We start from the raw sequence: 22,449 nt of genomic DNA, 5'->3' as shown, positions 1-22,449 counted from the left end.
TGTGTCTGGACCTTTCCCTGGCGCCCCGCGCCCCTTCGGTACCGCTGCGACCCCGCGACCGACCACGTTGTCGGGGCGCGCGCTTCGTCGCCTGACGGCCGGGCCGCTCGACGCCGTGACGCTCATGCGCGACGTGTGCCAGGTTGATCGTCTGCAGGGCGATGCCGCCGAACGGATGGCGCACGCGCTGCTCGGCAGCCACCCGGAGTTTGTCTGTCTGCCTAGTGGGCATTGGGCATTGGCCGAGGGCGTCGCTGAGGGCTTGGCTGTCCCGTTGCCTGCCCAGGTCGGGAGCACAACGAAGCGTGGCACCGGGAGTGGGCGGGCCCCGGAGAACAGTCCACGGCTGCGCGACATTGCCTTTGCCGTCGTGGACGTCGAAACCACCGGGGGCCAGGCGGCGAGTGGGGACCGCATCACGGAAATCGCCATCGCGCAGGTCCGGGGCGGGGAGGTCACTGACGTCTACAGTCAGCTGGTCAATCCCGAGCGGCCTATTCCGCCGTACATCATGGCGCTCACCCAGATCACGTGGGAAATGGTGCGCGACCAGCCCAGCTTCCGTCACATCGCTGATCAGGTGGTAGAGCACCTGCGTGGCGCGGTCTTCGCGGCTCACAATGCCGCATTTGATTGGCGTTTTGTGAGCGAGGAGCTCCGCCGGGCCGCCGGCCATGAGCTGTCCGGGCCGCGGTTGTGTACCGTGCGGATGGCCAAGGCCTTGCTCCCGCAACTGCCCCGAAGGTCGCTCGACCATGTGACCCGGTACTTCGGCATCGACATCGAGGGGCGCCACCGGGCGGGCGGCGATGCCGTAGCCACCGCCAAAGCGTTGTGTCGGATGCTGCAGGTGGCCGAGGGGGAGGGGGTGAGCACCTGGGCCGAACTGGATGCTCGCCTGAATCCATCGGCCAAGCAACGCCGCACCACGGCCAGTGACCGCCGGCGTCGGGCGTTTCCACTCCCAGCTATTGAGGACGATCCCGCGTGACCGACATGTATGCGTCGTACCCGTTTCCGCAGCCTTTGCACGAGACCCGTCAGCTGGGTCGGCTGCGAATTCACGCCATTCAGGCGGGAGGTCAGCAACTGGACGGCGGCGCCATGTTTGGCGTGGTGCCGAAGACGTTGTGGTCGCGGCGGCTGGCCGCGGACGAGAAAAACCGCATTCCGCTCGGGATGCGGTGTCTGCTGGTGGAGCACGACGACGGGCTTATTCTGGTGGATACCGGGGCCGGCAACAAGGAGACCCCGAAGTTCCATGACATCTATGCCATTGAGAATCGTGGTCACGACGACCGCACGGCGCTGGAAGACGGCATTCGCGCCGCCGGGTTTACGCCGGACGACATCAAAATGGTCATCAACACTCACCTGCATTTTGACCATGCCGGCGGCAACACGTGGCGGACGCCAACGGGTGAGGTGATCTCGGCGTTTCCCAACGCTCGGTATGTCGTGCAGGCGGGCGAACGGGCCTATGCCGAAACGCCCAATGAGCGAACCACCGCGAGTTACTTCCCGCCAAACTGGGCCCCCATCGTGGCGGCCGACCGGTTCGATTTTGTGGAGGGGGAGCGGGAGATCGTCCCGGGGATCATCGTACGGCCAACCCCTGGCCACACGCCGCATCATCAGAGCGTTTTGGTTCGGTCCGCCGGAGAAACGCTCTGTTTTCTGGGCGATGTCGTGCCCACGACCCACCATTTGCCGCTCCCCTGGATCATGGGCTATGACGTGGAGCCGCTGGTCACCTTGGAATCCAAGCGGGCGCTGCTGGCGGAGGCGGTCAGGGAAGAATGGCTTCTCATGTTCGAACATGACGCGCAGGTGGGATTTGGGCGGGTGGCGCACGACGGCAAGGGCTACCGTCTGGCCGAATAGGGGCCACGGGCAGGCCAACGGGGGTTGACGTTGGCCGGTGGTTGTCTAGGTTTATCGTGTTGTAGGTGTTTGTGGTGGTTTTACGGTCGGCCCGGAGGGCTTGTCCGGCTACAATCGAGAAGTGGACGGACATCGATGCCCGTCCCACCCTTCGGCCCTTGCGCGAGGATTTGTCCTCCAAGGCGTGCTGCAGGAGTCCATCGGATCGGCAGCCCTTGCCGTGCGCGCACTTGTGCGTGTGTCAGAGGGCGTGTGCCGTATGCGACGCGGGCTCCTCACAGGGGTCCGCGTTTTCTGTTTCTTCTACCGGAGTACGCACTATTCAGGATTCGACGAAGCGTCCGCCACGGGTGAACCGGCAGATCCGGATCAGTCCCGTTCGCGTGATCGGCGCTGACGGCAGCCAGCTTGGCATCCTCGAAGTGGACGCAGCATTGTCCATGGCGGTGGAGCTTGGTCTCGATCTCGTAGAAGTGGCGGCGGCTGCACGGCCTCCCGTGGTCCGCATCATGGACTACGGCAAGTTCAAGTTCGAACAGGCCAAGCAAGCCCGACTCGCGAAGAAGAAGCAGCACGTGATTCATCTCAAGGAGGTCAAGTACCGCCCTGGGATCGACGATCACGACTTCGATACGAAGACCCGCCATGCCCGGCAGTTCCTCGAAGAAGGCAACAAGGTCAAGGTGACGCTGATGTTCCGCGGCCGCCAGATTGCTCACCCCGAGTTGGGGCGTGCGGTGGTGGAGCGGGTCTCGCAGCAGCTCGCCGATCTGGCCAAAGTCGAGAGTGCGCCAACGATGGAAGGAAAATCGATGACGATGATCCTCGCGCCCAAGTGAACACCATTCGGTGATTGGCGCGTGATCTGACAAAAGGCCGCCCCACATCGGGGTGGTTGACCGCTGACGTGAGTAAAACATGCCGAAGATGAAGACCCACAGCGGCGCCAAGAAGCGCTTCTCCGTGACGGGATCGGGGAAGGTGCGGCGTCTGAAGGCCTACAAGAGCCACATCCTGACCAAGAAGGACAGCAAGCGGAAGCGTAATCTCCGCCGCCCCGCCATCGTCGAGACCAACGGCGAAGCGAAGCGAATCAAGCGTCTCATTCTTGCCTGAGGATCTCCTACTATGCCACGCGTAAAATCAAACGTTGTTCGCCTGAAGCGTAAAAAGCAGATCCTCAAGCATGCCAAGGGCGCCTTCGGTGGCCGCTCCAAGCTGTGGAAGGCTGCCAAGGAAACCGTGGAGCGCGGCTGGCGCTACGCGTACCGCGACCGCAAGAACAAGAAGCGCGACTTTCGTCGCCTCTGGATCGTGCGTATCAACGCCGCGGCGCGCCTGCACGACATGTCGTACAGCGCGTTCATCAACGGGCTGCATGCGGCTGGCCTCGAGATCGACCGCAAGGTGCTTTCCGATCTCGCCATCCGTGAGCCCGAAGCCTTTGCCGCCATTGCCGAACAGGCGCGCAAGGCCCTCGAAGCGAAAGCGGCCGCGTAAGGTCGGCCGTGTTGCGGTGGTGCCGCCACGCGGCCACCGGCAGTGGTTATGTTGCGAGGGCCGGCGTCGAAAGATGCCGGCCCTTCGTGCTCCCGTTTCCGATTCCTCTCGTGATCCTCTCCGATTATCTCGCGCAAGCCGATGCGCTCGCGCTCGAATGCCGTGCGCTGTTGGACGGGCTCGACCCGGCCACCCGGCTTGATGTCGCCAAGGGCCAGCTGAACGCGCTCAAGGACGAGCGGCTTGCCGCGCTTCAGGGCGCGTTGCGCGCGCTGCCGCCCGAGGATCGGCGAACCGCTGGCGGGGCATTCAATACCCTCAAGACGTCCATTCAGGACGCCCTTGAGGCCTTTGGGGCGCGGCAAGGCGCCGCGGCCGGCCCGGCGGCGTTTGATGCCAGCATGCCCGCGCGTCAGTCGTGGCGGGGGTCGTTGCATCCGGTCACCCTCGTCATCGACGAGATCTGCGAAATCTTCCGCGAGCTGGGCTTCACGATTGCCCTCGGGCCGGAAGCGGAAACGGAATGGTACAATTTCGGGGCCCTCAACTTCCCCGCCGATCACCCGGCCATGGAGTTGCACGATACGCTGTATCTGGGCGACGACACGCTGCTGCGGACGCACACTTCGCCCGTACAGGTCCGCACGTTGCAGCGCTTTGCGCCGCCGGTGCGTGTGCTCGCACCGGGGCAGGTGTATCGGCGCGATTTCTTCGACGCCACCCACGCCCCGGCGTTCATGCAGCTGGAAGGATTGGCGGTGGACGAAGACATCAGCTTCGTGGATCTCAAGGCGACGCTGGCCGAGTTTGCGCGTCGCTTCTATGGCTCGTCGCGTCGCGTGCGCTTTGGGCCCTCGTATTTCCCCTTCGTCGAACCGGGCGCCCAAATGGACGTCGAGGTCGATCTGGGAGACGGGAAGGGGCTGCGGTGGGTGGAGATTCTGGGGTGCGGCATGGTGCATCCCAACGTGATCGAAGCCGCCGGACTCGATAGTGAGAAGTACACGGGCTGGGCCTTCGGCATGGGCCCCGCCCGCATCGCCATGTCCCGTTATGGCGTCAACGACATCCGCGTTCTCTACGATTCCGACGTCCGTTTCCTGGAGCAGTTCGCTCGATGATCGTCTCGCACGAGTGGCTCAAACAGTTCGTTCCGCACACGCACTCCGCGCAGGACATTGGTGAGGCGCTCAGTCGCCATTGCGTGACCCTCGACAACATCGAGACGCTTGGCGCCCATCTGTCCTCGTTCGTTGTGGCGCAGGTGGTGGAAGCCGCGCGGCATCCGAACTCCGATCACCTCTGGGTGACGAAAGTTGACGACGGCAGTGGAACGCTGCTCGATGTCGTGTGCGGGGCCCCCAACGTGGTGGCCGGCAACAAGTATCCGTTTGCCCGCACCGGTACCGTGATGCCGGGTGGCCTCAAGATCGAGAAGCGCAAGATCCGCGGCGAGACGTCGAACGGCATGCTCTGTTCGGCGCGCGAGTTGGGCCTGGGTGAAGAGCACAACGGCATCCTGACCCTCGAGACCAACGTTCCGCCGGGGACGCCCATTCTTGAGGTGCTGCCGGTGGGCGATGCACGCCTCGATCTTGATGTGCTGCCGAATCGCCCCGACCTGTTGTCACACGTCGGACTGGCGCGGGAGATCAGTGCGCTCACGAACACGCCGCTTCGGGCCCTGCCAGCGGATCTGCAGGCACCACCGGTTTTGGGTGATACGCTGTGCGGCGCCACGATGGTGCAGGGCACGCATGCCTCTGTGACCCTGGCGGACCCCCAGAGCTGCCCTCGCTACGTGGCGGTGGTCATCAAGGGGGTGCAGGTAGGGCCCAGTCCCGAGTGGCTGCAAAAGCGACTGGATGCAATTGGGGCGCGGAGCATCAGCAACGTGGTCGATGCGACCAATTATGTCCTGCATGGGTTGGGGCAGCCGGTACACGCGTTCGACCTGGCCAAACTCGAGAGCCGGGCCATTGTGGTGCGCCAAACGCGCGAGGGCGAGCGGATCGTCACGCTGGACGGGACGGAACGCCCGCTGGTCGCCGGGACCACCTGCATCTGTGACGGGGCTTCTCCAGTGGCCCTGGCTGGGGTCATGGGTGGGCTGCACAGCGAAGTCACCACGGATACCACCGACATTCTGTTGGAAGTGGCGGTGTTTGACGCGCGCTTCGTGCGGCGCGTGCGCAAGACCGTGGGGCTGAACACCGATGCCAGCTATCGCTACGAACGTGGGATCGACGCCGGTAATACGGCCGAGGTAGCCCGCATGGCGGCGGCACTCATTACGCAGGTCGCCGGTGGGACGGTGGTGGAAGTCCTCGACGTTGGCTCGGCACCCGCCAGCCGCGCTCCGGTCATGCTTCGGCCAGCGCGTCTGGCGCGCCTGTTGGGAGTGGCAATCCCGGTGGACGAGATCGTCCGTCGTCTGGAGTCGTTGGGATGCGTCGTATCGACCCAGGGAGAGGCGTTGGCGGTGCAGGCACCCACGTGGCGTCATGATCTCTTGCTGGAGGTCGATCTCATTGAAGAGGTCGCGCGCCTGGTCGGATTTGATGCGCTCCCCGATGAGCTGCGCCCGTTCCGTCCGGGATCTGCGCCCGACCATCCGCTCCATCTGGCGTCACGTCGGGTGCGCGATGCGCTGGTCGGCGTGGGACTCGCGGAAACGCGTCCAATGCCCTTTACCGCGTCGGGCGGCGACGACACGCCTCGCGTGCGCAATCCGCTCGCGGAGGATGAACCGTTTCTCCGCGGGTCGATCTTGGATACGCTCGCGCGCCGTGCGGAATACAACCTCTCGCACATGCAGGGCAACCTGCGGCTGTTCGAAATCGGCAACGTGTTCACGCCCCGGGCCGGTCGATTGCCCCTCGAGGAAGTGCGGGTGGGCGCGCTCATCATGGGGGCACGTCGCCCGGCGCACTTTACGGAGCCCAATCCTCCCGTCTTCGATATGTGGGATGCCAAGGAGCTGGCCGAGCGCATTGCGGCGTCGGCTTTCCCCGGGCGCCCCGTGCAGCTCGTTGGCGCTTCCGTGCCCGTGCTGTGGACGATCACGGTGCCTGAGGTAGGGGTGGTCGGACGGGTGGAGGCCGTGGCGCTGGACAAGCCGGTTTGGGCAACAGACGCCTGGGGGGTGGAAGTGACCCTGGGGGAGATCTCCTCGCAGGACATCGCCGAGCCCCGCGCGCACGCCCATGCGCCGGCGGATCGTGAGTCGGGAGCCACCAGGGCCGTTCGTTTTGTTCCGCTCCCTACAACGCCGGCGGCGGAGTTCGACCTGGCTCTCCTGGTCCCTGACGGCATAGCGGCCTCGACCGTGGAGTCCGCGCTGCGGACCGGCGGCGGCGAGCTGCTGGAACGTGTTCAGCTGTTCGACGAATTCCGGGGCCCCGGTGTTCCGGATGGGGTGCGGAGTCTGGCCTGGCGGTTGACGTGGCGACACCCGGAGCGCACCCTCCGGGACAAGGAGATTGAGGGGCGCCGATCCCGCCTCCTGGAGCTTCTCGACAAGGAACTGGGTATCCGTCCTCGTGCGACCTGAGACCTCGGCTTTTCGCGAGCTTGACACGCTCGTCCGCAATCTGAGTGACCAGCTGGCCGGATTTCGGCGGCGGGCGCTCGCCGCGGAGGCGCGTTCGCGAGAGCTCGAGCAGATCCTTGCCGGGATGACGGGCAAACTCGATGAAGTCCGCCAGCAGGTAGAGGATACCCAGCAGTCCCGTGATTCGGCGCTGATTCAGGCGCGCACGGTGGAGGCGCAGCTGGCGGCGGCCCGGGCGGATGTCGTCCGGGTACAAGCCGCGTTTCAGGAGGTATCGGCCAAGGCGACTCCTGAAGCCATGGACCAGGAGCTGGCGCGTGAGAACGAGCGGTTGCGCGCGCGCCTCCAGGAAGCCCGAGAGAAGACCACCCAGCTCACGGAACGGGTCCGTTTTCTGCGGCAGCAAATTGGACAGGGGGCGGAGCGATGATGGATCAGCGGACCGTCGTGAAAGTGCGCATCATGGGCGAGGAGTACACGCTGCGCACCGAGGCTTCCCAGGAGCATACCAAGGCCGTCGCCGACCATGTGGACAAGACTATCAAGGCGATCCTCAACGGTAGCGCCACCATGGAAACGCAAAAGGCCGCCATTCTGGCGGCGCTCCAGATCACCGACGATCTGTTCCGGGAACGGATGGCGATGGAAGAGCTGACCGCGGACATCAAACAGTTGGCGGCCGACATTCGTCCCTTGCTGCCCCCCGCGAAACGGGGCGAGGACCTCGGGGCCGCGTAACCCCGTTGCGGCCCCTTCCGTCGAGCCGTACGTTCTTTTCAGACGGTCGTTGGCAGGGCTGCTGTGGGGAGTGACGCGCGCGCGCCGGGTGGCGCGGTACGCGTTTCGTCCCACGCGCGTGCCGTGACTGTCCGACCAATAGATCTTGCGGCTCACGATCCAACCCGCGTTCGGCGCGGTGGAGTATAGATCCCCATGGGTGACATTTCCCTTGCGGCGCTTGTTGGCGCCGTGGGTGTTATCGCGGCCGTCATTGCCTTCGTGCTGGGACGGAAGTCCGGACGCACGATCGAGCTTGCTGCACAGCAGCGGGCCAAGGCAACGGCGGAAGAAACGGCGGCACGGGTGCTGGATGAAGCACGTCGTGAAGCAGAGAACATCCGGAAAGGCGCCGTGGTGGCCGGCAAGGAAGAGATTCTTCTGCTGCGCGAAAATCACGAGCAGGATGTGCGCCAACGCCGCATCGAGGTTGAACGCGAAGAGAAGCGCGTTGTCGATCGTGAGACGCAGCTGGATCGCGCCCGCGAGTCACTGGAAGGTCGCGAGCAGGAGTTGCAGCGGCGGGGCAAGGAACTCGGCGTTCGGGAACAGGCCGCTGGTGGTCGTGAGCAGGAGCTGGAAAAGCTCATCGCTGAAGAACGTCGGAAACTCGAGCAGTTGGCTGGGCTGAGTGCCGATCAGGCGAAGGCCGAGCTGGTACGCCGTCTGGAAGACGAAGCGCTCGCTGATGCGTCCAGCCGTCTGCGGGAAATCCGTGAGAGTGCCAAACGCAACGCCGAGCGTGAGGCCAAGAAGATCGTGGCGCTGGCGGTGCAACGGGTGGCTGCCGAAACAACGGCGGAGAGCACCGTCTCGGCGGTGTCATTGCCCAACGACGAAATGAAGGGGCGGATCATTGGGCGAGAGGGGCGCAACATTCGGGCGTTCGAACTCGCCACTGGCGTCGATGTCATTATTGACGACACGCCGGACACGGTTGTCGTCTCCTGTTTTGACCCGGTCCGACGCGAAACGGCGCGACTCGCGCTCGAGAAGCTGGTCAGTGATGGCCGGATTCATCCGGGGCGCATCGAAGAAGTCGTAGCCAAGGCACGCAAGGAAGTGGATGCGGCCATCATCGAAACCGGTGAGCAGGCTGCATATGATGTGGGGGTCACGGGGCTCCATCCGGAGCTGATCAAGCTCATTGGCCGCATGCGCTGGCGTACCAGCTATGGGCAGAACATCCTCGCCCATTCCAAGGAAGTGGCGTGGCTGGCGGGCATGATGGCGGCGGAACTCGGGCTCGATGTGGCACTCGCCAAACGCGGCGCCCTGTTGCACGACATTGGCAAGGTGCTGACTCATGAGCACGAAGGCACCCATGTACAGCTCGGCGTGGAAGTGGCCACCAAATACGGCGAGAATCCGTTGGTGGTGAACTGCATTGCCGCGCACCATGATGACGTGCCGCACGAGAGTGAAGTCTCCGTGTTGGTCCAGGCTGGTGACAGCATTTCCGGATCGCGCCCTGGGGCGCGTCGTGAAGCGTTTGAAACGTACGTCAAGCGGTTGGAAGGATTGGAGAAAATCGCCTCGAGCTACCGCGGCGTTGAGCGTGTCTTTGCCATTCAGGCCGGACGCGAAGTGCGCGTGGTGGTGACGCCAGAGCAGGTAGACGACGTGCGGATGACGGCGCTGTCCGAGGAGATTGCCCGTCGTATCGAATCCGAGTTGCAGTACCCCGGCCAGATCAAGGTCGTGGTCATCCGTGAAAGCCGGGCGGTGGACTTTGCGCGCTGAGTTGATTGACGGGAAGGCGATTGCGGAAACCATCCGCCACGAAGTGGCGGCGGACGTGACCCGCCTTGCGGCACATGGCATCATCCCCGGACTGACTGTCGTCCTGGTTGGTGATGATGCGGCGAGCGCCACGTATGTGGGCGCCAAGGAGAAGGCCTCGAAGGCGGCCGGCATGCAGGGGGAAACCCTTCGCTTGCCCGCCTCCACCACGCAGGCGGAATTGTTGACGGTGGTGGAGCGGTTGAACGTCGATCCGAGTGTGCACGGCATCCTCGTGCAGATGCCGCTCCCCTCGCACATCGATCCGGACACCGTTATCCGCCACATCCTGCCTGAAAAGGATGTCGATGGTTTTCATCCGGTGAATGTGGGCAAGCTGCTCATCGGCCACACGGATGGCTTCGTGTCGTGTACTCCGGCCGGTGTGATTGAATTGCTCGTGCGCAGCGGCGTGGATACGCGTGGTGCGGAAGCGGTAATCGTTGGGCGGAGCAACATTGTGGGTAAGCCGATGGCGGCGTTGCTGGTGCAGGGGCGCGCCGGTGGCGACGCCACCGTGACCATTTGCCACAGCCGCACCAAAGACCTGGCATTTCATACACGCCGCGCCGACATCCTGATTGCCGCCATTGGCCGCGCCGAGATGATCACGGGCGACATGATCAAGCCGGGTGCCGTGGTCATCGATGTCGGGATGAACACCAAGCCGGATGCGACCAAGGCCAAAGGCACGAGGTTGTGCGGGGACGTGCACTTTGAAAGCGCCGTGCACGTGGCATCGAAGATCACCCCTGTGCCGGGCGGGGTGGGCCCGATGACCATTGCGATGTTGTTGCGCAACACGGTGCGGGCTGCCGAGCGCACACTCGCGGTTGCCGCACGCTGACGCCGCGCTGACCATGGCATCGCGTCGCACCAGCGGGTACGGGCCGTCGGTGCCTGCCGACGAGTCGCCGGGCAGCACACCCGAGGCGGCCATTGCGGTGCATACCTTGACGTCTGCCGCCAAGGATCTGATTGAAGGGGCCTTCCCTCCGCTGTGGGTGCGGGGCGAGGTCACCAACTTCAAGGCACACCGTAACGGGCACTGGTACTTCTCGCTCCGCGATGCCGAGGCGCAGATCAACTGCGTCATTTGGAGCTCTGCGGCCAAGCGCATTCCGGCTCCCCCTGATGAAGGGATGCAGGTCCTGGCGCTTGGGCAGATGACGGTCTGGCCGGTGCGAGGCGATCTGCAGTTCTCTGTACGGGCACTCGAAGCCGCTGGCGATGGACTCTGGCGAAAAGCGCTCGAGCAGACGCGGCTGCGGCTCGAAAAGGACGGGTTACTCGATCCCTCGCGGAAACGGCCGCTGCCGGCGTTTCCGCGGCGGATTGCCGTGATTACCAGCCCGGACGGCGCGGCCATGCACGACATCATTACGGTGGCCCGTAGCCGCAGTGCGGATGTGGAACTGGTGATCATTCCAGCCAAGGTACAGGGCGAGGGCGCCCCGGAATCGCTGGTGGCGGCCATTGGTAAGCTGGCGCGGTGGAATGATGCCGACCTGCTCATCATTGGCCGTGGGGGAGGCTCGCGGGAGGATCTGTGGGCCTTCAACGACGAGCGGGTAGCCCGGGCCTTGGCAGGTTGTCCCATCCCGACGGTCTCCGCCGTAGGCCACGAGGTGGACGTGAGCATCTGCGACCTGGTGGCTGATGTGCGTGCGGCCACGCCTTCTGCCGCGGCGGAATTGGCGGTGCCGTCACGCCGCGAGGTAATTGCACGCGTTGACGCCCTCGGGAAGCGTCTCGCCGCCGCCGCCAAGCGTCGGGAAGACCGCGCCATCGCGTCGCTCACCCAGGTGCAGAAACGCCTCGGGGTCGCGGCCCAGCGTGTCGTGGAGCGACGCCGGGCGCGCGTGGAGTTGGTCGCCGGGCAATTGCAGGCCCTGTCGCCTCTGAGCACACTCGCCCGAGGGTTTGCGGTGGCGCGAACGCCCGGGGGCGCTACTTTGTCCAGTTGGAAGCAGTTACCTGCCGGCGCGCCGTTCGATTTGTGGCTGCGCGACGGCATCGTAGCTGCGACAGCGGGCGACCACCGCCCACTGCCCGATGGCATGATTGGATCGGCCGAGCCCAGCATGGACGACACGCCTCAGACGGAGCGCACATGACCGAGATGACCTTCGAGCAGGCGTTGAACCGCCTCGAGGAGATCGTGCGCATTCTTGAGCGCAACGATTTGGATCTTGAACAGGCGCTCAAGTTGTTTGAGGAGGGGATCGCCCACCTGCGGACCGCGGGCGCATCGCTCAAGACGGTCGATGCACGCGTCCAGCAGCTGGTTGAGGCGGTGGACGGGTCATTCTCCGTGGTTGAGTTGGGAGCCTGATCGATGCCTGTGTCCAGCACGTCGGCGATGACGGAAGACACGGCGCGGACCTTCGCGAGTGAACGCGTGGCGGTGCAGCGCGCGCTCGACGGCTTTTGTGCGCGCTGGCTCGGCGACGTCGCCCCGCTCACGGCGGAGGCCATCCGCTATGCCTTGCTCGGAGAAGGGAAGCGGTTGCGAGCCATTCTGCTGCTCGAGGCCTACCGGGCATGCGGCGGGACGGGGGTGGCGCTCGATCTCGCCGCATCGGTGGAAGTGGTGCACGCCTATTCGCTCGTGCACGACGATCTGCCGTGCATGGACGACGACGATGTGCGCCGTGGGCGTCCAACGGTCCATCGGGTCTACGGCGTGCCGGTGGCGACCGCGGCTGGTCTGGCCATGGTGCCCCTGGCGGCCCGGAGTGCCTGGCATGCCTCAAAGGCCATGGGATTGTCCGATTTGGTGGCCGCAGACATCGTGCGTGACCTCATGGATGCATCCGGGGCCGGTGGCATGATCGGTGGGCAATTGCTCGACCTCGAAGGGGAGGGGGTCCAGCTGACCCTGGAAGCGCTCGAGCGGGTGCACCGGCTCAAGACCGGGGCGTTGATCATGGCGTCGGTGACCCTTGGGGCGAGGGCCGCGGGTGCAACGGAATCGCGTCGCATTGCGCTCGCCCGCTACGGTGCCTCCATTGGCCTGGCATTCCAGATTGCGGATGATGTCCTCGATATTACCTCCACCACCGACCAACTTGGAAAGACGGCGGCCCGCGACCTCGACCTGAACAAGAGCACGTATCCAGCGCTTCTTGGGGTCGAGGGAGCGATTGAGCGCGCTGTTGCGTTGGTGGAAGACGGGTGTGCGGCACTGCAGGAGGAGGGGTTGCTGACCCCCACCCTCGAGCAGTTGGCGCGCTACATCGTGGAGCGCCGGTCCTGAGACGGTGTCCCCGTCGCGAATTCCCGAGTTGTCTTCTCGTTCGAACGCGGTCTCCGCATTCTTCCCGATATGTCCATGTCCATCCTCGAAGGCATCAAGTCCCCCGCCGACGTCCGCCGCCTCTCCCGTGAGGAGCTGCGCACGCTCTCGCAGGACATCCGTGAGCGTCTGATCGATGTGTGTTCGCGTACCGGCGGCCACATCGGCGCCGGGTTGGGCGTGGTGGAACTCACCGTCGCCCTGCACGCGGTCTTTGAGACGCCCGCCGATCAGATCGTCTGGGACGTCGGTCATCAGGGGTATCCGCACAAGTTGCTGACGGGTCGCAACGATCGCATGGAGACGCTGCGTCAGGAGGGCGGGTTGTCCGGCTTCCTCAAGCGCACGGAGAGCGAGTACGACACGTTCGGCGCTGGCCATGCCGCCACCGCCATCTCGGCGGCTCTCGGGATGGCCGCGGGACGCGACGTGATGGGCGAATCGTTCAAGGCCGTCGCCGTCATCGGCGACGGTTCGCTCGGCTCCGGTCTGGCGTACGAAGGGCTCAACAACGCGGGACATTCCGATCGAGACATCATTGTCGTCCTCAACGACAATGAGATGTCCATCGCGCCGAATGTGGGGGCGATGCACAAGTACCTCACCAGCATTCAGCGTAACCCGCTGTACAATCGGTTGCGTTCGCGCATTGGCGATCTGGTGGACAGCGCGCCGCAGCCGTTCCAGTCGGCGGGGACACTGCTCCGGAAGTGGGAGGAAAGCGTCAAGTCGTTCCTCACGCCGGGTGTGTTGTTCGAGGAGCTGGGCTTCCGGTATTTCGGCCCCATCGACGGGCACGACATCGATGCGCTAATGGATACGTTCGCGGCGGTGCGTGAGATGAATACGCCACGCCTCGTGCATGTCATTACGCAGAAGGGCCGTGGGTTTCCCGCCGGCGAACACGGTGAGAAGTGGCACGCGTTGCCGCCTGGCCACGACCCGGCAACCGGCAAGCAGATCACGGTGTCCACGGGCAACCCCGCCTACACGGCCGTGTACGGCAAGGGGCTCGCGGAGATTGGCGCCGAGCGTCGTGACGTGGCTGTCATCACCGCCGCCATGCCTGGGGGCACGGGCACCGCAGCGTTTGCCAAAGCGTTTCCCGATCGGTTTTTTGACGTCGGTATTGCCGAAGGACACGGTGTCACGTTTGCCTCGGGGCTTGCCACGCGCGGTGTACGCCCGATCGTGACGATTTACTCGACGTTTCTGCAGCGTGCCTACGACAACATCATTCACGATGCTGCATTGCAGAAACTGCCCGTGATTTTTGCCATGGATCGTGCTGGTCTGGTTGGCGAAGATGGCGAAACGCACATGGGCCTGTACGACATCCCGTACATGCTCACCGTACCGAACATGACGGTTACGGCGCCCAAGGATGGCACAGAGATGCTGGGCTTGTTGCGTGCGGCGGTGGAGCACACCGACGGTCCGTTTTCCCTGCGTTATCCCCGTGATACGTCGCCTGACGTGCCGGCCGCGATGTCCGAGATTCCCGCCACGCCGTACGCCACGTGGGAAGTGCTGCGCAAAGGCAAGGAGATGGCCATACTCGCCGTCGGCACCATGGTCGGCCCGTCCGTTGCCGCCGCCGAAGCATTGGCTGCGGAAGGCTTCGATGTGACGGTGGTGAATTGCCGCTACATGAAGCCCTACGACGAGGTCACGCTCGCGGCCATTCTTGCCGATCACACGCACATCCTCACGGTGGAGGAGGGCGTGGCCATGAACGGATTCGGGGCGTTCATCAGCTCCATCATTCATCGCCAGTCGCCACAGGTGCGCACGGCTGTACATGGTGTGCCGGACAAAATCGTGTACGCGGCGCCACGCAAGAAGCAGTTGGCGTCTCTCGGGCTCGATGCGGCGGGCATTGCCGATCGGGTGCGTGCGTTGCACGAGTCTGAAGCACTCGCCGGTTGATGCGCGTCGGGATCATTGGACATCGTGGCTATGTCGGTTTGCCGGCCATCCTCGGGACGCTGCTGGACGTAGCGCCTTCGCTCGGGCTAACGCTCGCATTCGAGGATGAGCTGTGGGACATCGCGGAAGGGGGAGAGCGACTTGGTGCACCAGACACGGTGCAGGCGCTCTTCACGTTGGGGGGAGATGGCACGCTGCTGCGTGGTGCCCGTTGGCTCGACGGACACAACGTGCCGATTCTCGGCATCAACCTTGGGCGACTGGGATTTCTCACCAGCAGTAGCGCCACGGACTTCGAAGAAGGGGTGCGGCGGTTTGCGCGCGGGGACTTTGTGTCCGAAGCCCGTATGGCGCTTGAATCCTGCGCCTTGGACCGCGACGGAAACGAACGCTGCGCGTGGCGATCCCTGAACGATGTGGTGTTGCACAAAGGCGGGTTTGCGCGGGTCGTGCGCTTCACCGTGTTTGTGGACGACGAGCCCATCGGGTCGTACTCTGCCGATGGTTTGGTGGTCTCCACGCCAACCGGTTCAACGGGGTATTCGCTTTCTGCTGGTGGTCCGATCGTGGTGCCGACGGTGGAGAGCATCGTGCTCACCCCCGTATCGCCCCACACGTTGGCCATGCGCCCGTTGGTGCTGCCTCCGCAGGTGGAAGTGAAGGTGCGTGCCGATGATGGTCCCGAAGAACTTTTGGTAACGATCGACGGTCAGGTTGGCACTACCTTCACGGGCGGAGAAACGCTCGTGGTGCGGCGGGCCCGCAGCTCGGTGCAGATCGTGCGCTTCCCCGGCACGACGTTCTTTACTCGACTGCGCCGGAAGCTGGGATGGGGAGGTCTGTCCGAGCGCGACGGCGACGCCGCCATCTGATTCGTTCCGACTCTCATCGGTAACGCCGATGCTCGTTGAATTGCGCATTCGAAACGTCGCCGTCATTGACGCGGTCACGCTCCCGCTGGCGGAGGGGTTGAACGTGCTGACCGGCGAAACGGGCGCGGGAAAATCGCTCATCATTGGTGCGCTCGGCATGTTGCTGGGGGAGCGCACTGCGGCCGATCGTGTGCGGAGCGGCAGCGAGAAGGCTACGGTAGAAGGGGTTTTTGATTTCCGTCGTCAGACCCAACTCCGTGCGCTGTTGGACGAACGCGGTATCGAGGCGGACGATGAACTGCTCGTCCTCAAGCGGGAGGTCGGTAGCAACGGCAGGTCGCGCGCCTGGATTAATGGGTCACCAGTAACAGCCGCCGTGCTGGCGGAAATCGGTGCGTGTCTGGTGAGTGTGCACGGACAGCACGACTCGCGTCAGCTGGTGGATGCCGAGCACCAACGCGACGTACTTGATGCGTACGTGCAGGCCGCTGAGGCGCGTGAGCGCGTGAGTGAGGCGTACTCGCAATTGATGGCCTTGCGGGCCCGTGAACGCGAGCTCGAACAACGCCGCCAGGACGCCGCACGTCGGTCCGACTACCTGCGGTACGTGGTGCGGGAAATTGAGGATGTTGCCCCTGTGGTGGGCGAAGACGATTCGCTCGACGGCGATATCCGTCGGCTGTCGCACGCCGAAGAACTGCAAGGGTTGGCCGCGCAGGCAGCGGCGGCGATTACCGGCGATGATCGCGCCGCGCTCACCCGCTTGGCGACGGTGCGTCGTGCACTCACTTCGCTAACCCGCATCGATCCGGAGCTGGAGCGTCTTCAGGCTGGCTTTGATGCGGCGGTGTATGCCCTGGATGAATTGTCCACCGAGTTGGAACATTATGCCGAAACGGTGGAGGCCGATCCCTCGCGGTTGCGCACCCTTGAACGCCGACGGGATCAGCTGCTCGGGCTCATGCGGAAGTACGGTCCCACCATGTCAGACGTACTTGCCACGGGGGCGAGTGCGCGCGCCGAGCTCGAATTGGTCGATGGCGGTGCGCTTGATCTGGCGGCCATTGCCGGTGCGCGTGCCACCGCTGAGGGGGCGTTGTCTGAGGCGGCCGCGGAGCTGACCCGACTACGACAGAGTGGCGCGGCGGAGTTTTCTCGAGCCGTGTCAGCCTTGTTGCCGGAGCTCGGGATGCAGGAAGGGCGCGTGGCGGTGCAGCTGATTCCGCTGGATCAGGTGGGGGTGGCTGGTGCCGAATCCGTGTCGTTTGTCGCGTCCTTGAATGCCGGAAGTGATGTGCGTCCGTTGTCGCGCATTGCGTCGGGAGGCGAGCTCTCCCGTGTCATGCTGGCCCTGAGCACCGTTCTGGCCCAGCTGCAGCAGGTCCCGACGCTCGTGTTCGACGAGGTGGATGCTGGCGTCGGCGGCGCGGTGGCCTGGCAAGTTGGGGCGCTCATGCGACGCGTGGCCTCGCATCATCAGGTGTTGGCCATTTCGCATCTCGCCCAGATCGCCGCGCGGGCGCACCATCACATTGTCGTCCACAAGAGCGCGGTGGGCACCGTTACCACGTCGGATACCACGGTCGTGACCGATGATGCGCGAGTGGTGGAGATTGCCCGGATGCTCGGCGGGGATGCGGATCGCGAAGTCAGTCGTGCACACGCGCGCGAACTCATCGCGCGCGGCGTCGAGATGGTGAGCACCACCAGCACCGGCGAGACCGAGGCCGGTGGACGGCGGCCGGCTCAGCGCCGCGGGAAGCCCGTGTAAATCCGCAGTTCAAGCCGGTCGCTGGAGACCACGGGGACAAATCCGCCGGACGCACCGAGCGGCGTGGTATGCGTGTAAACCACTTCGGCAGGAAATCGCGAACGACCGCGCACGTAGCTGTTGAGCGTGGAGAAGGTCACCCCAACAGCGGCGGCGCTGAACGTCCGCGACGGCGTTGTGAACGGCTCCGTCAGCGACGCTGACGACTCGGCGCGCTCCGTGTCGAAGACGTCCGCGCCCCAGTGCCGAACCAGATACGACGCCGAAAGTCCGAAGAACTGACCGATCGCCATTCGTGGGGCCACTTCGAACTCAAGACGGGTGCCGAGCGTGCGTGCGGCACTGACGATGTCCACCGGCGACGACAGCAGGGACGTCTCATCGCGGAACGGCACCACGACGGCGATTCGATCACCGAAGGGCTTCACGGCACGCACCGTTGCGCTCATCCACGCCCACCTATTGAACAGGACGTCGGTCGTGCTGCGCACCAGCAGAGCGTTCGCCCCTTCGCCAATGGGTACGTCAAACGCATCTTCCGCCCGGTCTGCCCCCGCCGTGCCGAAGCGCCATCCAACCGTCAGATTGCTGCGCAGACCGCGTGCCGGCGACAGCACGCGCTTCACCTGATCAGCGTTGAAGCTGTCGAAGAGGAGATACGTGGCGGTGAGGTCGATGTCGCCAATTCCGGCCCGGCGGGTATCGCCGAGACGTGCGTAGCCCACGTTGAACGTGTCACTGGTAATCGAGCCAATGCTGCCAGGCCCGAAAATGGTCACGGCTGGTTGCGGCTGTGCCGCGGCAGCGATGCTCGTAATGCCGTAGGCGCCAAAGTCCGTTCGCAGCGCTCCGACTGTGGAGACGACGGCGGCGTGCAGTGAGGAGCCGGAAATGGGTACCACCGGCGCGCCAGCCGCGTCACCATCGCCGTACACCGTGGCCAGTGATGATCGGGTTTGGCTCGCCCGTGTCACGAGCGTTTGTGCGCCGGCCGGGTTGGCCCGAATGGCATCACACCCGGTCGCGCTCACATTGGCACAGCGCGAAATTTCCGCCGTCAGCGCAGTCCGTGCCGCATCAATCTGACCGAGCAGCGCCGCGTTGGCGGCACGGGCCTGTTGACCCGCGGTGCCCAGGGCGGGGTTGCGTCCCACGTTGGCGGCGGTGCCGTTGCGGTTGAGGATCAACTGGCTCACATCGCGGGATTCGACGTACGGCACTACTGCGCGCAGAGAGAGCCGTCGACTTACCCCGTAGTCGAGGGCGAACGGTGCGATACTCTGACGCACTTCACCGGCCGATTCAAGAGGGCCGAGTGACAAGGCAAAACTGCTGTTTCCCGTCAAGGCGCGGATGCCCGCCTGCGCGTCCGAGAGCTGGGGCATAAGGTTGACCCCGAGGTTCTCGGTGGCGAGACCGCGGAGCAGTGCCTGTTTGCCTGCGCCGGGGGAGTAGACCTCCCGATAGTCGTTCCAGAGCCCGCCCACCTGGATACGGAAGCCACCGCGCGGAATGGGGATCGCATCGTCTCCAACGCCGCTCACGCTTTGCCCCTGGGCTGCAGCAAGAGGAAAGCACAGCGCCGCGCCCAGGCGCCACGCCCACCCCAGCGGGCAGCGTAGCATGCGCTGGGGCATCAGGGAGGAGGTTTCCCTTGAAAAAAGCATCCGCCGGATTGGCAAGAGCGAGCTGGATATCAAGTGCACGTCAGGTTGACATGGTAAAACCGGCTAGATTACCGCCGTGTGCTTCGCACCTTAGCCCGGCACGGAGTGCCCGTCAACGAAGCGGCGGCGTCTGATGCTGGGATACTCCAGATTCCGCGTCGCGGTCCATGCGCGACGCCTTGGTCCCCATGCGTCCCATTCCGTCCGTTCCCTGGCAGCTGACCGGTAATCACTGGCTCACCATTCCGTGTATCAACCCCATGGACGGGGCCATACATGCGCTCGGCGTGCTGCACCGCGGCGCGCGCGCGGCCATTGAGGTGGCGGGGGCCCCCGATTTTGTGAGCGGGCACGGTGCACCCTTGATGGGGCCGGTGCTGCGGGTGGGGGGAGAAGTGCGGGCGCTCGCGGCCGAGGGGATCGCGTGGGAACGGGCGAATGGTTGGTTACCCACCTTTACGTGCACCGTGGGTTCGCTCGTCGTGCGTGGGACAATCTTTGCCCCGTATGGCCGGGACGCCGACATGGCGGGCGCCGTCTACACATTGGCCGTGGAGAATCGTGGGACGGTCGATGTCGCCATTGAGTTGGCCATGGAGGGGACCCTTGGGCATCGCCAGCAACGGGTGCGCACTGCGCGCCCGTTCGATGATGAGCATGTGGCCAGCCGGGGAGACGACGAGGTCGTCCTGCTCGAGGGAGCCGCGATTCCCGGCATGGTGGCCGTGGCGATTGGCTGTGATGGACCAGCCACGGTAGAGGTGGCCGAGGGCGCTTCGCGCGAGCCGCGCACGTTTGCCTTGCGCCGCACCGTAACGGCGCCGGCCGGAAAGGCCGTGCAGACCGCGTTTTACATCGCGGTCGGGCCGGAGCGTGACGGTGCGCAGGCGACGGTGAGTGTCCTCAGGCGCCGTGGATGGCGATCGCTGCTGACGGCCACCCGGGAAGCGCTGACCGCCCTTGAGCAAACCACCGGCAATGAAAACATCGACCGGTTGCTGAACCGCAACCTGCTCTTTGCGTATTTCTATGCGGTCGGACGCGGTCTCGATGATGCGCACTATTATCTCATGCGCTCACGGGCGCCGTGGCATGGTATTGGGTGCACGGTGCGCGATTGGGAAGCACTCATGTGGACCTTGCCGGCGATTCAGCTGGCGGATACGGGCCTTGCGCGCGAGTTGCTGGTCCGAGCCTGTGAACTCCACGGATATGCGCCGGGGCAGGGAGTCCATTATTTCGACGGCACGCTCTTTCAGCCGGGCTTCGCGGTAGAGGGGCCGGCCGCCTTCGCCATCGCCACCGACCGGTACATCCGCGACACGGGGGACGATCAGCTGGTGGAAGATCCCGTGGTCGCCGATACGCTGTATCTGAGCCACGACGACATCGTGGCGCGACGTGATGAACGCATCCCGCTGTATTCCACCGAAGTTACGGCATCGGGAGCACCGGCGCCCTTCCCATTCACGCTGCATGGGAATGCCGCCGTCGCCATGGCGCTGGATGTGTTCCGGCGCACGCTGGATGAGGAGGCGGCGGCTGCCGTGGAAGATCCGGCCGCCGTTCGTGCGGCCATCCGCCGGCACTTCGCTGTCGAGCGGGGCGAAAAGGCCCGGCTGGCCACCGCGGTAGATCTGGTAGGCGGGGCGGCACTCCACGACGACGCCGCCGGTTCCTTGCTGTGGCTGCCCCTCTATGATGCGCTGGATCGTGATGATTCCCTTTTCCGGCGCACCGTGCGGGCCACTGCCGTCGAGTTGACGTCCGTCAATCCGCTGTTGCTGCAGGTGGCCCGACTCCTGGGTCCCGAGGCACAGGAAGTCATGGGCTGGCTTCGCCGGGCACCGCTCGATGGTGGCATCGCGGCGGAGGTGGTAGACGCCGATGGTCGGGGCTGTGGGAACGGCGGTGATGCGGCGCTGGCCGGACTTCTGGCGCATACGCTCTGGTACGCCTCTCACGCGCTGGGGTTGCGGGATTAGCCCGGGGGTGCTTGTCCGGGGGGCTCGGGCTGGCTAGAATCCTGTCCGTTGCCGACGCGGTGGTCGGTAGACGCGGGAATAGCTCAGTTGGTAGAGCACAACCTTGCCAAGGTTGGGGTCGCGGGTTCGAGTCCCGTTTCCCGCTCTCTTCGGCGTTATGCCGGAACGGTGGTGTGTTGGCAAACGGGAGCGCTCTGGCGCTCCCGTTTTGCGTTTGGCGGGCCAACGGAGTAAGCTGCGCCTGTCGGTCGGCGTTGGACGGTGCACGTGGTGGTGCACAACACCCGGATGGCGAAACCGGTAGACGCGAGGGACTTAAAATCCCTTATCCGCGAGGATGTGCGGGTTCGAGTCCCGCTCCGGGTATAGACTTGCGATCCTCGCCCCCGACTCAGTCTGTCGCGGTCGGGGGAGGATTCAGGGGACGTATCCCCTGAAATGGTGGACGGGCTACATTCATTTGGACCTCACTGAGCGTGAGCGAGCTCGCGATGGCCAGATCGGTCGGCCCCCGGCATTGGGTCGTTCGCTGGCAGTTAGGGCACAATAGTCCCCAGATTAAGTCCATCGCCCTTCGCGGGCTTTTTTTCGTCGGCTTTACGATGCCAAGCCGACGGGCGACTGCTTCAGCCGCCTGGCGTGCTTGCGCAGGCATCTTGTACCGGCCGGTCATGCGCGGGTCGCAATGTCGCATTTGTGCGTGTTTATGCACCGCGGAGACGTTCTCGTCAGCGGCGGTCTGTCCGAACAGGCGCACGATGTCATGCAACCGAAGCTCGCTAACTCCGGACGCCACCTGTTGCAAAGATCCCACCCATGCGCGGATTTCGCCTACGTATCTAGAGCACTATCCGCCCGACCACGTGACAATAGTGCCCAGGTTTGGCACATACCCACTTCTTGCTCACCTGCCCACCGAACACGCTGTCGCTCACCTCGTGCGCATTGAGGAGGCGTCCGCTTTCGGTGGGGGAGAGTGCGGCGATGTAGCGCACGACGGCGGGCTTGGACATGGACGATCAGCCCTCTTCGCCCGGCACACGCTCAGCCACCGGCTCCGGCGCCTTCCGCGCCGCGAGTCGCTCCCGCAACGCCGACGTGCACGTGATCGCGGCCAACACGTGTGTGCTCGTGTCTTCTACCACCGTGACGTCGGCGTCGGCGTCCTCGCACTCAACGGCGTGCTGCATGCGAACAAACAATAAGGGGCGTGCTAAACATGGTATAGACCGGTCAGTCGAAACTAAACAGAACTGCGATGCAGGCACTCAGCGGAAAAAATCTGCACAAGGTTTCTATTGACGACTTCTGTACCGCTTCATATCGTGGCTTCGCGCAAATGGCGCGAATTGTAATAGTCCAGATCGGAGGAATATGTTTTTGCTTCGAAGAGTATCATTGACGTTGTGTATGCTAGTTCTATCCATCACA

Annotated in this window: 21 protein-coding genes and 2 tRNA genes; 20 read left to right on the top strand and 3 right to left on the bottom strand. The window is 64.5% G+C overall.

The window, feature by feature from the left end; all coding sequences use genetic code 11:
- Position 1 precedes the first annotated feature (1 nt).
- The 17 genes from GEMMAAP_RS09875 to recN all read left to right on the top strand — a co-directional run bounded on the left by GEMMAAP_RS09875 (position 2) and on the right by recN (position 17,366).
- Complete coding sequence (locus GEMMAAP_RS09875) at positions 2 to 991, top strand: 3'-5' exonuclease (protein ID WP_145979081.1); 990 nt, start codon at positions 2 to 4, stop codon at positions 989 to 991.
- 5 nt (positions 992 to 996) lie between these two features.
- Entirely contained in the window at positions 997 to 1,884 is an 888-nt protein-coding gene (locus GEMMAAP_RS09870; protein WP_075071642.1) for an MBL fold metallo-hydrolase, read from the top strand.
- Positions 1,885 to 2,120: 236 nt separating this feature from the next.
- Positions 2,121 to 2,723, top strand: coding sequence for a translation initiation factor IF-3 (infC, locus tag GEMMAAP_RS09865; protein WP_082821212.1), 603 nt, complete (start codon positions 2,121 to 2,123; stop codon positions 2,721 to 2,723).
- 79 nt (positions 2,724 to 2,802) lie between these two features.
- Positions 2,803 to 3,000 (top strand): 50S ribosomal protein L35, encoded by a 198-nt coding sequence (rpmI, locus tag GEMMAAP_RS09860; RefSeq protein ID WP_026850698.1) that lies wholly within the window; start codon positions 2,803 to 2,805, stop codon positions 2,998 to 3,000.
- A gap of 12 nt (positions 3,001 to 3,012) precedes the next feature.
- Entirely contained in the window at positions 3,013 to 3,384 is a 372-nt protein-coding gene (gene rplT, locus GEMMAAP_RS09855) for a 50S ribosomal protein L20 (RefSeq protein WP_026850699.1), read from the top strand.
- 110 nt (positions 3,385 to 3,494) lie between these two features.
- Positions 3,495 to 4,505 (top strand): phenylalanine--tRNA ligase subunit alpha, encoded by a 1,011-nt coding sequence (locus GEMMAAP_RS09850; RefSeq protein ID WP_026850700.1) that lies wholly within the window; start codon positions 3,495 to 3,497, stop codon positions 4,503 to 4,505.
- Positions 4,502 to 6,937, top strand: coding sequence for a phenylalanine--tRNA ligase subunit beta (pheT, locus tag GEMMAAP_RS09845; protein ID WP_026850701.1), 2,436 nt, complete (start codon positions 4,502 to 4,504; stop codon positions 6,935 to 6,937). The genes GEMMAAP_RS09850 and pheT overlap by 4 nt, the downstream gene beginning before the upstream one ends.
- Positions 6,927 to 7,367, top strand: a complete 441-nt coding sequence (locus tag GEMMAAP_RS09840) for a hypothetical protein (protein WP_026850702.1) — start codon at positions 6,927 to 6,929, stop codon at positions 7,365 to 7,367. Before pheT ends, GEMMAAP_RS09840 begins: the two co-directional genes overlap by 11 nt.
- Positions 7,368 to 7,384: 17 nt before the next feature.
- The gene (locus GEMMAAP_RS09835) at positions 7,385 to 7,675 is read left to right on the top strand and encodes a cell division protein ZapA (RefSeq protein WP_158514802.1); all 291 of its coding nucleotides are present in this window, start codon (positions 7,385 to 7,387) and stop codon (positions 7,673 to 7,675) included.
- Between the two features lie 195 nt (positions 7,676 to 7,870).
- Positions 7,871 to 9,457, top strand: coding sequence for a ribonuclease Y (gene rny / locus GEMMAAP_RS09830; protein ID WP_053334488.1), 1,587 nt, complete (start codon positions 7,871 to 7,873; stop codon positions 9,455 to 9,457).
- Positions 9,447 to 10,343, top strand: a complete 897-nt coding sequence (locus GEMMAAP_RS09825) for a bifunctional 5,10-methylenetetrahydrofolate dehydrogenase/5,10-methenyltetrahydrofolate cyclohydrolase (protein WP_026850704.1) — start codon at positions 9,447 to 9,449, stop codon at positions 10,341 to 10,343. Before rny ends, GEMMAAP_RS09825 begins: the two co-directional genes overlap by 11 nt.
- Positions 10,330 to 11,613 (top strand): exodeoxyribonuclease VII large subunit, encoded by a 1,284-nt coding sequence (xseA, locus tag GEMMAAP_RS09820; protein WP_053334489.1) that lies wholly within the window; start codon positions 10,330 to 10,332, stop codon positions 11,611 to 11,613. The genes GEMMAAP_RS09825 and xseA overlap by 14 nt, the downstream gene beginning before the upstream one ends.
- Positions 11,610 to 11,831: an exodeoxyribonuclease VII small subunit gene (gene xseB / locus GEMMAAP_RS09815; RefSeq protein ID WP_026850705.1), complete on the top strand. Its 222-nt coding sequence runs from the start codon at positions 11,610 to 11,612 to the stop codon at positions 11,829 to 11,831. Before xseA ends, xseB begins: the two co-directional genes overlap by 4 nt.
- A 3-nt stretch (positions 11,832 to 11,834) precedes the next feature.
- Entirely contained in the window at positions 11,835 to 12,755 is a 921-nt protein-coding gene (locus GEMMAAP_RS09810; protein WP_053334490.1) for a polyprenyl synthetase family protein, read from the top strand.
- A gap of 69 nt (positions 12,756 to 12,824) precedes the next feature.
- A complete protein-coding gene (dxs, locus tag GEMMAAP_RS09805) occupies positions 12,825 to 14,723 on the top strand; it encodes a 1-deoxy-D-xylulose-5-phosphate synthase (protein WP_053334491.1) in 1,899 nt (632 codons plus the stop codon).
- Positions 14,723 to 15,595: an NAD(+)/NADH kinase gene (locus GEMMAAP_RS09800; protein ID WP_053334492.1), complete on the top strand. Its 873-nt coding sequence runs from the start codon at positions 14,723 to 14,725 to the stop codon at positions 15,593 to 15,595. Before dxs ends, GEMMAAP_RS09800 begins: the two co-directional genes overlap by 1 nt.
- A 28-nt stretch (positions 15,596 to 15,623) precedes the next feature.
- Entirely contained in the window at positions 15,624 to 17,366 is a 1,743-nt protein-coding gene (gene recN / locus GEMMAAP_RS09795) for a DNA repair protein RecN (RefSeq protein ID WP_053334493.1), read from the top strand.
- Here the strand turns inward: recN and GEMMAAP_RS09790 are convergent.
- On the bottom strand, positions 17,342 to 19,003 hold the full coding sequence (locus GEMMAAP_RS09790; RefSeq protein ID WP_158514801.1) for a hypothetical protein: 1,662 nt from the start codon (positions 19,001 to 19,003) through the stop codon (positions 17,342 to 17,344). The genes recN and GEMMAAP_RS09790 overlap by 25 nt on opposite strands.
- Before the next feature lie 197 nt (positions 19,004 to 19,200).
- Between GEMMAAP_RS09790 and GEMMAAP_RS09785 the strand changes: the two genes are divergently transcribed.
- The 3 genes from GEMMAAP_RS09785 (at position 19,201) to GEMMAAP_RS09775 (ending at position 21,384) form a co-directional block, all read left to right on the top strand.
- Positions 19,201 to 21,018: a hypothetical protein gene (locus tag GEMMAAP_RS09785; RefSeq protein WP_053334494.1), complete on the top strand. Its 1,818-nt coding sequence runs from the start codon at positions 19,201 to 19,203 to the stop codon at positions 21,016 to 21,018.
- Positions 21,019 to 21,090: 72 nt separating this feature from the next.
- A tRNA-Gly gene (locus tag GEMMAAP_RS09780) sits at positions 21,091 to 21,163 on the top strand.
- Positions 21,164 to 21,300: 137 nt separating this feature from the next.
- Positions 21,301 to 21,384, top strand: a tRNA-Leu gene (locus GEMMAAP_RS09775).
- A 473-nt stretch (positions 21,385 to 21,857) separates the two neighbouring features.
- On the opposite strand, the gene GEMMAAP_RS20550 is transcribed toward GEMMAAP_RS09775, so the two are convergent.
- Positions 21,858 to 22,031 (bottom strand): hypothetical protein, encoded by a 174-nt coding sequence (locus GEMMAAP_RS20550; protein WP_158514800.1) that lies wholly within the window; start codon positions 22,029 to 22,031, stop codon positions 21,858 to 21,860.
- 6 nt (positions 22,032 to 22,037) lie between these two features.
- Positions 22,038 to 22,208, bottom strand: a complete 171-nt coding sequence (locus tag GEMMAAP_RS20545) for a hypothetical protein (protein ID WP_158514799.1) — start codon at positions 22,206 to 22,208, stop codon at positions 22,038 to 22,040.
- Positions 22,209 to 22,449: the final 241 nt, after the last annotated feature.

This window comes from Gemmatimonas phototrophica (assembly GCF_000695095.2).
In the GTDB taxonomy this organism is placed as follows: Bacteria; Gemmatimonadota; Gemmatimonadetes; order Gemmatimonadales; family Gemmatimonadaceae; genus Gemmatimonas; species Gemmatimonas phototrophica.
This window is presented reverse-complemented; position numbering and strand designations above follow the sequence as displayed.